At 43.6% G+C, this 15,500-nt stretch carries 11 protein-coding genes and 1 pseudogene; 3 read left to right on the forward strand and 9 right to left on the reverse strand.

Annotation, left to right across the window (positions count from 1 at the left end):
- Positions 1-6: 6 nt before the first annotated feature.
- Positions 7-1,668, reverse strand: a complete 1,662-nt coding sequence (gene ctaD / locus ED652_RS08105) for a cytochrome c oxidase subunit I (RefSeq protein WP_122054252.1) — start codon at positions 1,666-1,668, stop codon at positions 7-9.
- Positions 1,665-2,867, reverse strand: a complete 1,203-nt coding sequence (gene coxB, locus ED652_RS08110) for a cytochrome c oxidase subunit II (RefSeq protein WP_122054254.1) — start codon at positions 2,865-2,867, stop codon at positions 1,665-1,667. The genes ctaD and coxB overlap by 4 nt, the downstream gene beginning before the upstream one ends.
- 462 nt (positions 2,868-3,329) lie before the next feature.
- On the opposite strand from coxB, the gene ED652_RS08115 reads away from it, so the two are divergent.
- On the forward strand, positions 3,330-5,054 hold the full coding sequence (locus tag ED652_RS08115) for a phospho-sugar mutase (protein WP_122054256.1): 1,725 nt from the start codon (positions 3,330-3,332) through the stop codon (positions 5,052-5,054).
- A 130-nt stretch (positions 5,055-5,184) separates the two neighbouring features.
- On the opposite strand, the gene ED652_RS08120 is transcribed toward ED652_RS08115, so the two are convergent.
- From ED652_RS08120 to yegD, 4 genes are all read right to left on the reverse strand, one after another.
- Positions 5,185-5,814, reverse strand: coding sequence for a LysE family translocator (locus tag ED652_RS08120; protein ID WP_017105314.1), 630 nt, complete (start codon positions 5,812-5,814; stop codon positions 5,185-5,187).
- A gap of 150 nt (positions 5,815-5,964) precedes the next feature.
- Positions 5,965-6,597 (reverse strand): fumarylacetoacetate hydrolase family protein, encoded by a 633-nt coding sequence (locus tag ED652_RS08125; protein WP_122054258.1) that lies wholly within the window; start codon positions 6,595-6,597, stop codon positions 5,965-5,967.
- 362 nt (positions 6,598-6,959) lie between these two features.
- Positions 6,960-8,015, reverse strand: a complete 1,056-nt coding sequence (locus ED652_RS08130; protein WP_122054260.1) for a porin — start codon at positions 8,013-8,015, stop codon at positions 6,960-6,962.
- Positions 8,016-8,521: 506 nt separating this feature from the next.
- On the reverse strand, positions 8,522-9,874 hold the full coding sequence (gene yegD / locus ED652_RS08135; RefSeq protein ID WP_122054262.1) for a molecular chaperone: 1,353 nt from the start codon (positions 9,872-9,874) through the stop codon (positions 8,522-8,524).
- Between the two features lie 159 nt (positions 9,875-10,033).
- Between yegD and ED652_RS08140 the strand changes: the two genes are divergently transcribed.
- Positions 10,034-10,342, forward strand: coding sequence for a cysteine-rich CWC family protein (locus ED652_RS08140; protein WP_122054263.1), 309 nt, complete (start codon positions 10,034-10,036; stop codon positions 10,340-10,342).
- A gap of 119 nt (positions 10,343-10,461) precedes the next feature.
- On the opposite strand, the gene ED652_RS08145 is transcribed toward ED652_RS08140, so the two are convergent.
- A complete protein-coding gene (locus ED652_RS08145; protein WP_122054265.1) occupies positions 10,462-10,812 on the reverse strand; it encodes a HopJ type III effector protein in 351 nt (116 codons plus the stop codon).
- Positions 10,813-11,009: 197 nt separating this feature from the next.
- Between ED652_RS08145 and ED652_RS08150 the strand changes: the two are divergent.
- Positions 11,010-11,669: pseudogene (locus ED652_RS08150) on the forward strand (PilZ domain-containing protein).
- Between the two features lie 16 nt (positions 11,670-11,685).
- On the opposite strand, the gene luxQ reads toward ED652_RS08150, so the two are convergent.
- Both luxQ and ED652_RS08160 read right to left on the reverse strand, forming a co-directional pair.
- Complete coding sequence (luxQ, locus tag ED652_RS08155; protein WP_122054267.1) at positions 11,686-14,268, reverse strand: quorum-sensing autoinducer 2 sensor kinase/phosphatase LuxQ; 2,583 nt, start codon at positions 14,266-14,268, stop codon at positions 11,686-11,688.
- Positions 14,268-15,362, reverse strand: coding sequence for a substrate-binding domain-containing protein (locus ED652_RS08160; RefSeq protein WP_122054269.1), 1,095 nt, complete (start codon positions 15,360-15,362; stop codon positions 14,268-14,270). The genes luxQ and ED652_RS08160 overlap by 1 nt, the downstream gene beginning before the upstream one ends.
- Positions 15,363-15,500: the final 138 nt, after the last annotated feature.

Consider the following 15,500-nt stretch of genomic DNA (forward strand, 5'->3'; position numbering starts at 1 on the left):
TTCCCCTTAATCAATTTTAGGTGGATGAGTAAAGGTGTGATGAGGCGCTGGGCTTGGTACAGTCCACTCAAGGCCTTCCGCTCTGTCCCATGGTTTGCTTGGTGCAGGCTCTCCGCCTCTGACACATTTGATCGCCAACCATAGGAAAATCAATTGCGATAAACCAAAGGCGAAGCCACCAATCGAAACGACTTGGTTAACGTCAGCAAACTGAATCGCGTAGTCAGGGATTCGGCGAGGCATGCCCGCTAAACCTAAAAAGTGCATAGGGAAGAAAAGTACATTGACCGATATGACTGATGTCCAGAAATGCCACAAGCTGAGTTTGTGGTCGTACATGTGACCAGTCCATTTCGGCAGCCAATAATAAGCCGCAGCCATGATGGAGAACACAGCACCCGTCACCAGAACATAATGGAAGTGAGCCACCACAAAGTAAGTATCGTGATATTGGAAATCAGCGGGCACGATAGCGAGCATAAGTCCCGATAGCCCACCAATCGTAAACAGAACGATAAAGGCAATCGCAAACAGCATTGGGGTTTCAAAGGTCAAAGCCCCCCGCCACATCGTCGCCACCCAGTTGAATACTTTCACACCGGTCGGCACCGCAATCAGCATGGTGCAATACATGAAAAACAGTTCGGCAAATACCGGCATCCCAGTGGTAAACATGTGGTGCGCCCAAACCAAGAACGACAACAGTGCGATACTACAAGTGGCATAAACCATCGAGTGGTAACCAAACAGACGCTTGCCACTGAATGCAGGAATGATCGCAGAGATGATACCGAACGAAGGTAAAATCATAATGTACACTTCAGGGTGCCCAAAGAACCAGAAGATGTGCTGGAACATCACAGGATCTCCACCACCCGCAGCATCAAAGAAGCTTGTTCCAAAGTATTTATCGGTTAATACCATAGTGACCGCGCCCGCCAGCACCGGCATGACGGCGATAAGCAAGAAAGCCGTAATCAACCAAGTCCACACGAACATAGGAAGCTTGAACCAAGTCATTCCCGGCGCTCGCATATTCACGATGGTGACAATTACGTTAATCGCCCCCATGATCGAACTGATCCCCATAATATGAACGGAGAAAACAAAGAGAGCGGTGCTATCTGGGCCGTAAGTTGTAGAAAGCGGCGCGTAGAATGTCCAACCAAAGTTCGGCCCACCTCCTTCCGTGAACAAAGAGCCAATCAAGATCAAAAATGCAAAAGGCAGGATCCAAAAACTAAGGTTATTCATACGGGGCAACGCCATATCCGGCGCGCCAATCATCATCGGGATCATCCAGTTAGCCAAACCCGTAAATGCAGGCATCACGGCACCAAATACCATGATCAAACCGTGTACCGTGGTCATTTGGTTAAAGAAGTCTGGTTCAACGAGCTGCAACCCCGGTTGGAATAGCTCAGCTCGAATCACCATCGCCATCGCACCGCCCGTTAAAAACATCGCAAAACTAAACCAAAGGTAAAGGGTGCCTATGTCTTTATGGTTGGTTGAGTACAACCAGCGAGCCCAACCTTTTGGTGCCGCGTGAGAGTCATGATCATCAATGTTGGTATCAGTGTCACCTAAAACGCCTTCGCTTACATGGCTCAACGTTTGCTCGTCAGCGGGAGCCGATTTTACAGGTTTATCGATTGGTGAACTCATAACTGCTCCTTAGCATCACTTTGTGCATCATCCGTTGAGCTTTCTGATCCGCCTGATTGTTTAACCTTATAAGCGTTAATATCTGAAGCCTGAACAACATCACCAGTATCATTACCCCAAGCGTTTCTTTGGTACGTCACAACCGCCGCAATTTCTTTCTCTGTTAACTGGTTATCGAATGCTTGCATCGCCGTGCCTCCACGACCATAGACGATGGTATCGATATGGACATCAACATCACCAAGCGCAATAGGACTTCCTTTGATGGCAGGAAATGCCCCAGGGATACCTTCACCGTTCACTTGATGACAAACCGCGCATCGAGTTTTATAAACGTCTTCACCTAATACATTCAACTCGTCCAAAGAAAGTGACGCGTCTAATGCATCTTTCGCCGCTTGCTGTGCGGTTAATTGCAACTCTTTCTGCTCAGCTAACCATGAATCGAATTCTTGCTCTTCCATTGCATGTACCACTATCGGCATAAACCCGTGCGCACGACCACATAACTCCGCACACTGGCCTCTGTATACACCCGGTTCATCTATTTTGGTCCACGCCTCATTAATAAAGCCGGGAACCGTATCTTTCTTAACCGCAAACGCTGGCACCCACCACGAGTGAATGACATCGTCTGACGTCATCAAAAAGCGAACTTTGCGGTTAATCGGCAATACCAATGGCTTATCCACTTCAAGCAGATAATGAGCGCCTTTGGTCTCTATCCCTTCAATCTCTTTATCGCTGGTTGCAAGTAAGCTAAAGAACTCGACATCTTCTCCAAAATAGCTGTAATGCCATTTCCATTGTGAGCCAGTAATTTTGATTGTTAGGTCTGATTGAGAGGTGTCTTCCATCGCTATCAAGGTTTTCGTTGCCGGAATGGCCATAGCGATAAGAATAATGATGGGGATGACGGTCCAAAGAATTTCTACTTTCGTGCTTTCGTGGAAATGGGCAGCAACCGCGCCCTTCGACTTTCGATGCCTAAGAATGGAATAGAACATGACGCCAAATACAATGAACGCTATCGCGCAACAGATGTAGAAGATCAACATATGAAGTTCATACACCTGACCGCTAATATCTGTCACCCCACGCGTCATATTGTATTCGCTACTTGCGCTGACTAGAGGGGAAACAAAAGCTACAACAAAACTATTCAACAGCAACGCTAGCCTGACCAGTAATCTCTTCAAAAGATCTCTCCTCATCCATCCTAATTGGATACTTGCGACCTATGTATCGTTGTTTGCCTAACGACACTCATTGTTAATCCGACTACACATCAAAGGCTGAATCCCAAGCTACACATCACGTAGCGTTTAACCTTAATTCGTCAGTTCGCATCAAAAAACTATACGAACTTATACGGTTCAAAAACGTTCAAGGTTTTAACCAAAGATTCAAATACGACGAAATTGTTAGTTTTTGTTATATTTATGTAAAAGGCTAGTTAGTAATATCCAATTGTTCAAGGTAAGTTTACTTACTAAACAGTCAATTATTTGAAGTCGCTTGACCTATAAGCCCTTCCTCTTCCCTTGCTGTTGGAATTTATTTTAAATTGAGTTTTACGATTGCCTTAATAGAAATAATAATCAATATCATTTAAGTTAAATCAACAGTAAGTCATCCCGACATTAAAAGGTTTAGTGATTATGCAAGATGCTATGAACTGGTTAGCGAGAGACCCAGATCCAAGAACTCGTGAAGAGCTTCAACATCTCATCGATAAGAAAATGCACGCCGAGATCGAAGATCGTTTTACACAACGATTAGAATTCGGTACTGCAGGCCTGCGTGGCAAAGTAGGATGCGGCCCAAATAGAATGAACCGTTTGGTAATACAAGAAACGGCGACAGGGCTTGGCCATTATTTAATTGAACATGTCGCTAATGCGGCGATTCGTGGTGTGGTTGTTGGGTATGATGGACGTCTAGATTCTAAACAATTCGCCATCGATACCGCTTCGGTACTGACGGCTTTAGGAATTAAGGTTTATTTGACCGCGAACGTCGCAGCGACACCCATTGTTGCCTTTGGTATTGAACACTTCAACGCAGCAGCCGCTGTCGTTGTAACAGCCAGCCACAACCCACCTGAATATAATGGGTTTAAAGTCTATTGGGAGAATGGTGCTCAAATCATTCCACCACACGATGCGGGCATCGCCGATGAGATTGACGTCGCGTCAACCAAACCGATCCCACTAATCAGCCTCAGTGATGCTGAAAAGCAAGGGAACTTAGTTTGGTTAACCGAGGGTTACTATCAAACCTATCGCGCTGCGATAAATCAAAGCCCTTATGTACGTAACGACATCGATTCAGCGCATATCACCGTGACCTACACGGCAATGCATGGTGTCGGTGCACAAATGGCAGAAGATCTTCTGCACGACGGTGGATTTCATAAAGTATTCAGTGTGGCGGAACAAAGAGAGCCCGATGGTCACTTCCCGACGGTTAACTTCCCCAACCCAGAAGAAAAAGGGGCGATGGATCTCGTCGTCAATTTAGCGAAAAGTGTCGATGCCGACATCGCTTGCGCCAACGATCCTGATGCAGACCGATTTGCCGTTGCGGTTAGAACCGATGATACAGTTAGAACCGATGAAGCTTCATACAAGATGCTGACCGGTGATCAAGTCGGTGTGTTATTTGCTCATTACTTGCTATCGAAGCCTCATACCAAAAACCAATTAGTTGGCAACAGTATTGTCTCTTCGACCTTACTCGAAAAAGTCGCCAACTCTCATGGTGCTACCTACTTCCAAACACTGACTGGCTTTAAATGGTTAGCGAATATTGGGATGCAACTGGAAGATAAGGATAATGAATTCTTGTTTGCCTATGAAGAAGCGCTGGGCTACACGATTGGTACTCAAGTTCGCGACAAAGACGGACTTTCTGCGCTGGTAGTATTTGCTCAACTGGTTGAAGAATTAAAGTCTCAAGGTCGAACCGTTTGGGATCTTCTGGCTCAAATTTCGTTGGAACATGGTGTCCATACCAATGCTCAACGCAGTATCGCTCTTGATCCGGATTCACCGTCGATAGGTTCAAAACTTAGATCGGCACAACCTAAAACCATTGGTGGCGTAACTATCTCGGTAATTGAAGATCTGCAATCTTCTCTGCGATACATCGTTGGTGGCGATACTGAAACCATTAACTTACCAACAAGTGACGTATTGATTTATCACTTGCAGGATGGTTCTCGAATTATCGTTCGACCTTCTGGTACAGAACCAAAAGTAAAAGTCTATTATGAGACGGTGACAAAGTTTGAGGGTTCAGAAACGTACGATGAAGCTCGTCAACGTGGAGAAGAGTATACAAATAACTTGATTGAACAACACCAGCAAGAACTCAGTGCTTAAGCGTACAGTTCAGTTCAGTTCAGTGTGAAGCTTATATCTGATGAGATAAAGTCGCCGGTGAAACATACCAACCATCAAAACAAAAATGGACGCTCATTAGCGTCCATTTTTCGTTTTATTTACAATGCAACTAGCCGATAAAAGAAGACAGCATCCAAATAGCTAAAACGATGAATACAGCGCCCATCACCTTTTGTTGATACGTACGAAACTTTGCGTTTTCCACAAGAGATTTACCAACCGTACCCACTAAAGCAACCAACAAGAAATTGAATGTCAAACCAAGAACATTCAATAGCAAGCCCAGCATCAACATCTGCTCACCTGAAGTGGCTTCAATATTGGTAGACACAAACTGAGGTAAGAACATCACAAAGAAAATCAGAGCCTTAGGGTTAAGTAAGTTACTAATCAATGCTCTTTGGTAGTAGGTTTTCGCAGCGGAGTTATCACTGAGTTCAGGCGCATTCCCCTGCTCAGTTCGCAGGCAATCCCAACCCATCTTTAACAGATAAGCACCACCCAACAAGTTCAAGGCTTTTAAGGCAATAGGACTCATGGCGATCAACGCTGACACGCCCATAGCTGCCAATACCGTCAGAATAATCCCTGAGGTTGCATTGCCTAGACTTGCAAACACACCGACTTTTCGGCCATAACTCATGCTAGAGCTGGCAATAAGCAGCATATCTGGGCCAGGTAAAAGAAGAAGTGCAACAACGGCAGTAAGGTAGACAGGTAATATTGCTAAATCGATCATGGGTTTCAGTATTGATAAAAACGGAGGCGGATTTTATATCAATTACCGACACCCTTCCAGATGTAATCAGTTGTCATGAGTGATTTATTTCGAATTAAACACCACCAATCAACAATAAAGCCAATTTATTAACTTTGGAAATTAGGCTAATTAGCTCGCTACCCACTCAATTTCAATCAATGTAACTTCACCGCACTTTAGGCGACCAAGGAATATATCACCTCGATGAACTTCACCAACGCCCTTAGGAGTGCCCGTCATCACTACATCACCGTCTAGCAGCGTAGTGTAAGAAGATAACTCTTCGAGGATAGTTTGAGGAGCGTAAAGCATATTTTCAACATGCCCTTTTTGCACACGGACACAGTTGATAAATAGCTCTAGATTTAAATCCGAGAGATCCAAGTTAGTGGTGGGAACAAAACGACTTAGAACAGCCGAACCGTCGAAGGCTTTGGCTCTCTCCCAAGGTAAACCTTTGGCTTTCAAAGCACTTTGCAGTTCACGCTTAGTCAGGTCTAAACCTAACCCTACTGCGGAGTATTCACCGTTTTCAACAATGAAACAGATTTCGGCTTCGTAATGCAGAGCTTCTTGGTGGAAGGAGCTTAGAGAGGAGGTGACGCTCGTACTCGGTTTGTTGAAAACAACCATAGCATCAGGGATAGCATTGTTGAGTTCTTCAATATGATCGACATAGTTACGCCCTACACACAGCACCTTGGTTGGTGTTGCGGTTCGTTTCGAATTCATCAATTGTTCCTGATCTACAACGCTGCTCATAGTTTGTCCCTGAACTATTTTAAGGAGTTCAGAGTTTAACGCATCACAAAGACAGAATCTTTGACAAGATGGTAGCGAAGTTCAAATTTCTGATCTTGAGCTCAATTTGTTGATTTGGCTAATTTTAGACGGTTATCGATGCCAATGAGCATCTAACACTTGAAGGGAAAAACCACTAGTTTCGAACAACTCAATAAATTGAAAGTTCTAATCACAGGATTGTATTGATTGTATTTTACGTAGAACAGAACGAAAAATGCCCTCTCCAATCGAAAGATCAGAGAGGGCTTAGCATGGTGCCTAGGACAGTATCCTAAAAGGTAAGTTTAAGGAGTAAACACTATGCTAAATCAGTCTGCGACTTATAGGTAGTAACGAGCACCCATTAACCATTGGTCGTCAGCATCTTTCTTGTAAAGGCCTGAACCTTGAAGATCGAATTGGTAACCAGCAAAACCTACGAACTGAGACGTGAAGTTATATTCAGCTTGTAGAGCTGTTGTGCTGTATACAGTTTCGCTGTTCTTGTCGTCTTCTACTGCTTCGTAGTTAACACTTAGGTTAAGGCTGTTAGATAGAGCGTAAGACGCTAATAGTTCAACGGCTACAGACTCTTTTAATATACCAGTGAAGCTACCTACAGTCGCAGAGTTCATGTAGTTGTTCATTGCGTATACACCAGCAAGGTAAAGACCTTCAGCACCGTATGAACCGTAAGTTGCACTTAATACGTGAGAATCAGCAGTTTGTGAACCTGCAAGAGCGTAATCTACGTCACCTGTGTTGTACGCGTAGTTTGCAGTGAAATCAGCAATTGCATAGTTCAAAGCGATCTGCCCACGATTTCCATAATCGTTGCCATTGTCTTTATCAGCCTTACGACCTTGCCATGCAACAGCTGCGCTTAGAGAACCAGCGTTGCCGAAGTCGATAGCGTTGCCGTAACTCACCATTTCTTCGCCACGACCAGTACCTAGATTACCGTGATCTTCGTAGATGAAGTCGTTCGCGAATGCGATTGGCATATCTGCTACGCCAGCAACATTGTAGTAAGGTGCCCATTGAGTACCTACTGCAGCACGACCGTAGTCGTCGTGAGTTAGACCAACGTAACCAAGACGTGTTGTAAATGACTCATCACCACCGTCAAGCATGTTTAGCGCCCATTCACCTTTAGCATCAGCGGTAAAGCCGTTGCCTAGTTCATGAGTTGCACCGAAGTTGATACGTGGAGAAACTGACTCTACACCGATATCATCTTCATTAAGACGGTCGCCACTGTTTACATCACCAACTGCAACTGAAACGTGACCGCCAACAGAGAATGTTGTGCCGTCTTCGTTGTAAAGTTCTACTGCAACTGCCTGTGTACCAAATACTGCACCAGAAATTGCTAGCGCTAAAAGTTTCTTATTCATTGTCATATCCATTATGTAACTGGGTGAGTTATTCACTAACAACCTCGTGCTTACGGAGAAGTTGTTACCTGCATTTAACAAGTAGGAAAACACTAATCGATGAATGTCGAAAAAGTTGCATTAAAATATATAAAATAAAAAAACAATACTATAAAAAAACAAAATTACAATATAAAACAATCACTTAAAACAAAGAGGACAGTAAACTCTTGTGTTTTATTTATATCTAACATAATGATTTTTTGTTTTTAAAATCATAATAAGAGCATTAAAAGTCAAATTAAAAATAGACTCATCAGACCATCAAATAAGCCGCAGTGGGAAATGAAACATCCTGTAACATTCAGAATCCACTGGAAATCTTTAAAGGCGTGAAATAACCCCCCTACTTCGAATGTAAAGTAGACCTTTAAGTACCCAGACAAATGCTGGATACAAAAAAGGGTAATTAGCCAAAGACCAATTACCCTAATGAATCACTTAACTTGTTGTTTTATTGAACGGATTTATTTAAAAAAAACCTCTGCCCAACGCGCCAAACCTGCCGTTACCGAACCAAAATAGTTTCCACTTACGATTGGAACATTCGGCACCGCTTGTTGTACGGCTTCGCGCAGTATTGGCGAACGAGCTGAACCACCTGTCATATAGATGACATCAGGCTTTTTCTGGCCTTGTTGGATTGCTTCTTTCACCAACTCAATCATTTTTGATTTCGGAGTTTCGATAGCATCCACCATCTGCTCAACTGAGATGTCGACTTCTACTAACTCAGAAGCGACATTAATCGCAGCTCGATACTGAGCACACTCCGCCAACGCAATCTTAGCTTCTTCCGCTCTGCGCACAATGCTATAGCCTAACGTGTCGTGATAAACCTTCATCAAGCGATCCAACTTTTGTGGCTCTGCCGCTTCTTTACGAAGTAGCTTCAAAGCCGCAAGGTTTTCTCGAGAATAGAAGTTTTTCTGAGCTTCAACGTTATTGATTGCGATCGGATTCCAAAACTGGGTCAACGGCATATCGATACCTGAAGTCCCTTTACTGCCGATACCAAAAGGTGACATCAATTGTTTGAAAGCAAGATAGATATCGAGGTCGTTACCACCGACTCGCTGGCCACTGTGTGCCAACAGACTCTGAGTTCGATCTGATTTACCCGACCAAGTCGGTCCCATTTCAAGTAATGAACAATCCGTCGTACCACCACCAATATCGACAACTAAGACGGTTTGGTCTTGAGTCAGTGTACTTTCATAGTCAAGTCCCGCAGCAACGGGTTCAAACTGAAACGCGATATCTTGAAAGCCCGCACGCTTAGCTGCGCGAGACAAGATATGTTCAGCTTGTTTGTTTGCTTCTTCCCCCCCACGACCGTGGAAGTTGATTGGCCGGCCGATAACGGCTTGTTTGATCTGATCTTGAGTCGTCAGCTCAGCCTGATTTTTAATATTCGCCATCATGGCACACACTAAATCTTCGAAAAAGCTCACCTGAACATCATGTAAGCCGCTAGCACCAAGGAAAGACTTCGGAGACTTAACGTAATAAACGTCACGAGGGTCTTCTAAATAGAGGTTCAACGCTGCCTGACCAAATGCCATGTCTTCCGGCACCAAGTCGATACTCTCTTCACGGTTCAATGCAATCGCGCGACGCAACACCTGTTCACCGATAGCATCACTGGGCTTGATGTTTAAGTGGCGAAATAGATGCTCAGAAACGCTTTCTCTAGTCGGTGCAAACACGGTTGAGGGAATATAATGACTCTTACCTTCTAGCGGTAACAAGCTAGGTTCTCCATTAACCATAGCTGCAACGGAACAGTTAGCTGTTCCATAATCAAATCCAATAAACATAATATCCCCCACTCAACAAAAGGGGCGAGATGCTACATGAAAAGCCTAAAAATTACGAGGTCATTTCTAAATTTAACTGAGTAATTTCTTAGCCTAACGGCTCTTCAAGAAGAAACAAATGTGCTACATTTCAGCACAAATGAATGACGGGTCAGATAGATGAAAACACCTTGCTTAGCGGCTTGTAAAAATAATGGTGGCATATGCAGCGGCTGCCACAGAACAATGGATGAAATTATAGGTTGGAAAGGCTTATCTGAAAGCGAAAGAGATTCAGTAATGGATAGCCTTAGCGGTGCGAGTTCAACTCACCAGTGTCCACAATGTAATGCACCAGCTCAGTGTGATATCAGCGCGGGTAAAGAAACCTGTTGGTGCTTTGAGCTAGAAAAACGCGATACAAGCAGTATCCCTACAGGCGAGGTTTGCATGTGTCGCAAGTGCTTGTCTGCATTACCTATTCAGTAATGAGTAAATCTGTCTAACATCTAAAACATCAAAAGAAGCGAGATGTCACTTTCTCGCTTCAAATAGTAATGATTCCGAGTGCTAGTGCTTCAGAATACGTATGTTAGCCTGGTCAGTGTTTACTTCGCTTTTGCAATCAGCGCCGGCTGAGAAAACTGTACACCACTCCAACCATGAACCATAAAGTTACGAATATTTTGATGGTCGGTATTCTCGGGAAAGCCTAATACATCATTGCGATAAAACTGCCCAAAACAAGCCAGTGTTTGCTCGGGAGAAAGCTCTTGAGCCAAACCAAAAGCAAAAATCTTACACGAACCATTGTTCTGTCCCGCGGCATTCACTACATCACCATTACGAAATTCACTCTCAGAAAAGTCATAGTTCGCCTCAATCACCTGCATTGTATCTTCAAATTGAATGCTTTCTGGGGCTTGAATCAGCGTGTTTAGTAAAGTTTCCAGTTCCATTTAATATTTCTCCATCAGTACATAATTAACGACAGCAGTGTATCGTGTTTTGAGATAAGAGTAAGCTGAGTTTTAATATTGGAAAGCCATTCACTTTTTGACCCAACTTTTACAATTACTTAAATGAAACTAATGACATACATTTATCAGGACGTTATATTATTTGAACAGGTGATTAACATTGTTCATTGAAGAATATGCATAAAGATAAAAACTTAGAACTGTTCAGATACCTAAAACCCGGTACAAGAACAGCAGGTGTGTTGGAATTTGGCCCAGATGACTCAATTCAGATAAGCACACTGTATATCGGACACAAACAAGATCAGTACTTGATTCTGGAGCTTTCACAAAAAGCAACAGAAGCACTGACGCTAAGAAAGCTTAGTAATGTCGACATCATTATTCGAGCGATTACCGATACAGAACTTGGTCACATTGTTGCGTTTAAGACCAATGTACTGTCTCATATCACCTCGCCTGCACATCTCATATTTCTTCGCCCACCCTCTAGCTTTGCGACAAAACCTATTCGCTAGCACGAAAGGTACAAAGTACGTCTCGAGTGTGAAGTCACTTTTGACACCTTGTCATTGGATGCAACCTTGGTGGACTTTTCTGCATCAGGTTGCGGCATCTATATTACCCAGCAATCGGATATCGATATCGGCTGGAAGATTAAGGTCAACTCGATGCTGACTGAGTATTTAGATAGCGAACTTGTCTACAAGGTTGTGAGTAAAAAAAGACAAGGCCAAGGTTGGTTGTTGGGGGTACAGTTCCCTGAACATATAGAGATGAACGACGAATTGAAAACGTTGCTGTTGGAGCAAGCCTTTACAGCTGGTTCTCTATAAAGACAAGAACGCTCTGTTAGCTCGGTTGCTCCATGTCGCCTGAGTATACGTTTTTGAAATGCACAAAAGCTTGGTGCAACGATTCCTCTTTGATCGGCTTAACTATCACATAGTTGGCTCCAGCCGCCATAAAGTTGTCTCGCGTCGACTGTTGTGCATCGGCTGTACAGGCATAGATCGGTGTTGATATTCCAATTTCACTTCTTAATTGCAGAGTCGTTTCTACGCCGCCTAAATTCGGAAGCTGGTTATCCATCAGAATAAGATCAAACGCCTCGGCTTTCGCCAATTCTATCGCTTCTAAGCCATCTTTAGCCCAAACCACAACCATCCCATACTTCTTACAGAAAGCTTGCGCGATAAACGCATTCGTGTGGTTGTCTTCCACCAGCAATACTTTAAGGGAATGACTAAACAGCGCTTGAGGGTCAATCTGAGGTTGCAGAGGCGATCCTAATAATGGTTGTGAAGATAGCTCTACAGGGATCTCGATAACAAACTCAGATCCTTCTCCTTTAGCGCTGCGCACTTGGATATCACCTTCCAGCATATCGACTAGGTTCTTCACGATGGTAAGTCCTAAACCGGTTCCGCCATACTCGCGAGTTGTGGTTTCTTCTTCTTGCACGAAAGGTTCAAACACGGCGTCTATCTTGCTCTCATCAATGCCGATTCCGGTATCTTGAACTCGAATGATCAAACCAGCATTGTCTGAATTAAAGATACTCTCCAATTCGAAACTTACTGAGATGCTGCCTTGATGAGTAAACTTAAGGGCATTACTCAGTAGGTTAAACATTATCTGGTTCAATCGAACTTGGTCGGTATAGAGTTCAATATCATTAACTAGATTGTTCACGATGCTAAAGTCGACCGATTTATCTTTACACAGCGGACGATAGATACTGTCGAGCGTATTGATAAGCTCGACTAAACGAAAATCTTTCTTCTGAATGTTAAACTGTCCCTGCTCAATTTTAGAGAAGTCCAAAATATCGTTAAGTACCGCGAGTAGATGTTCGGCACTGTTGCAAAGTACATCAACCTGCTCTCGGTTATCTTCGCTCTGAATCGAACGTTTAAGCAGCTGAGAAACGCCGAGAATGCCGTTTAGCGGAGTCCGAATCTCATGGCTCATCTTTGCTAAGAAGTCGGCACGAACGTTAGCAAGATGCTCAGCTTCTTCACGAGCGCGATCGGCCTGTCGTTCAGCTTCAATGAGCTTCGTAATATCTTGACCTTGTACCACCACCCCTGTAATTCCGTGTTCTACTCGGATTGCAGACATATTCCATCGAAATACCTTCTCTCCGATCGGCACATTGATACCCGTGAGCTTTGATCCTTGAACCACCATTTGAATGTTAGGCAGCATTCGTTGTTCAAACTCCTGAGCTATCACACCATAGCTATCATCTTCATCATACAGCGCCATACGTGCAGCCGGGTTCATCTGGATCAAGTCGCCTTTGTCAGACCAAACCAATATCGGTGAATGAGCAAAGTTAAACAGGTCTTGGAATTTTTGATTTTGTTCAGACAATCGTTCAAAAGTATCTTCTAACGTGCATCCAATATGATGAAATTCGAAGATATTAGAACCATCAAACTTGTTGTAGTCTTCATTATCGCCACTCGCAGAGCGAGTAAAGTCCATTAACTTATCGAGTTCAGCCGCGACCTTTCTCTGTATCCAAGCTTTAGCAAAGAAGGACATGAGTATGATCACGACAATCACAACAATGATCGCGCGTTCATAGTTTTCTTCTAACGCAATAAAGTTGGTGTTCTTTTGAACCGCGCGGATAATGAGTGGTGTATCGACCGCATTGATCTTAATCGTCGCGATAGTCACAAAATGACTGGGGAGTTGATCATGTTGTTTGTAGTTGAGGATATCCGTTATCGTATAACTTTCATCCCCACTGAATGTAGAAGTCACTGGCGTACCGTGAGCCTCTATAACAATGTTTTCGCAGTTACTGCCCTGTTGAATAGATTCAGCAAGAGAGAAGTTATTATCCAAGACAATGGCGATGTACAACTGGCCAAGCACCTCTCCAGTTTCATTGTCAACAATCGGCGTACGTCGAGCCAATAAATGGCGATCTCCAATCTCCGTCACCAGCTTTAAAAAATGCCAGTTACTGCTGAATGCGACTTCACCAGAAATGTTTTCCAAGTTGGAGTGAGCCAAACCGTAAAATCGACCATTGCCATCATCCCAAACGACACCGTCATGAGTAGAAACGAAACGCAAGTCCGGTGCATGATCTGGTTCTCGCTGGTCAACACCAAAGAAAAAGTAACTCAGTGCTTCTTCATCATCATTGCTATTAAAGTATTCTCTTAATACCGCACTGTGCGAGCTGCTGTCTTGGTGAATTTGTAATACCGACAAGCGGTAATCAAACATGTTCTGTATCAAGCTAGATGTCTGCTGAACCGTCCGATTCGTCTCTTGCTTTACAATGCTACTGCTGGTTTCATAATTATGAATAAGCACGCCAAGTGCCATAACCCCTATCACTAAAATAATGATACGGGTAATCAGTTTGGCTAAGGTGTTCCTAGGTGTACTGGCGTAGCTTTTTTTCATTATTGACCTGAGTACCTAAATGCTCGCTGCTTGAGTTCAGAAATTCGTTCGGGAGAATCTTCTTTGGTGACTAATTCAAAATCGCCAGAATACACGGTCGGTACTGCTAAACCCGTCAGATCCCATTTAATAGCTTCTGCCATGGCAATACCGGTGTCGTCATTCATCCGCATCACAGTCACGTCTAAATCACCTCTTTCGATGGCTTCAAGCTCGGCAGAACCGCCTCCCCAACCATTAAGAAGAATATCTCTACCTGATTCTCGAATGGCATCTGCGGCCCCCAATGCCACATCAGTTGCACATGCATAAATAAAGTCTAGGTCTTTATCTTTCGCTATGCTGATTTTCGCCGCTTGATAACCGCTTTCTTTATCCGATTTAGTGTAAAAAGAGGACTTGAGTGCAAAGTTAGTATCGGTGTTCACGTCATGGATAAAAGTGTCTCCACGAGCATCACTGATATAGCCTTCTGAACGATACAAAACCGAATATTGGCTGTCTGATTTACTGTTACTTTTAAAGTACTCGGCCAGCTTCAAGCTGCCTGTCGCATGGTCGAAACCCACATACATGAATGGCTGTCTGTCAGCCCATGATCGAACTGGGGTAGTAATATTTTGGAGAATCAGCTTAGTATCCGTTGACGTCAAAACGTGTTCAATAAATTTACGGTGACGAGTGGTGTCAAGAGTGAAAATTAAGTAGTCCGTTTTGTTTTCAATGGCTTCTTGTAGCGAAATACTTTGCTGGGTGATATCCGCGTTAACTCGCGTAAATACCTGATTTATCCGATAGTTAATTCTCAGCTTATCGAGCCTTTTTTCGAAAGCTTCGATATTGCGAACCCAATAGTCTGAGATCTGTTGTCCTGGATACACCACTGAGATTGTGATGGGTTCGTATTGAATTTTTCTTAAGGGAACGGGGTGGTTTTGCACAGCCTCTATCATTTTATCGGTCAGTGCTTTTTGCTCTGGAAATTTAGAAAGGTAATCTTGGTATTCCCAATAACCATTGAGGACATGGGTACCATGGGAGAGAGCGGGTGCAGAAAATACGGCAAGTCCCAACAACATCAGTAAACGTTTCATATTTTTCTCGTTTCATATGAGCTACTTTGGCTCACTTTTTAACCTAGCATGACACCATATCTTTGTATGGCTACAAGATATTATGTAGGACAACGATGATAAATGATAGCGTCTAACACTAATTAGAACGACATTCTA

It is taken from the genome of Vibrio sp. Evd11 (genome assembly GCF_900382755.1).
Classification (GTDB): Bacteria; Pseudomonadota; Gammaproteobacteria; order Enterobacterales; family Vibrionaceae; genus Vibrio; species Vibrio lentus.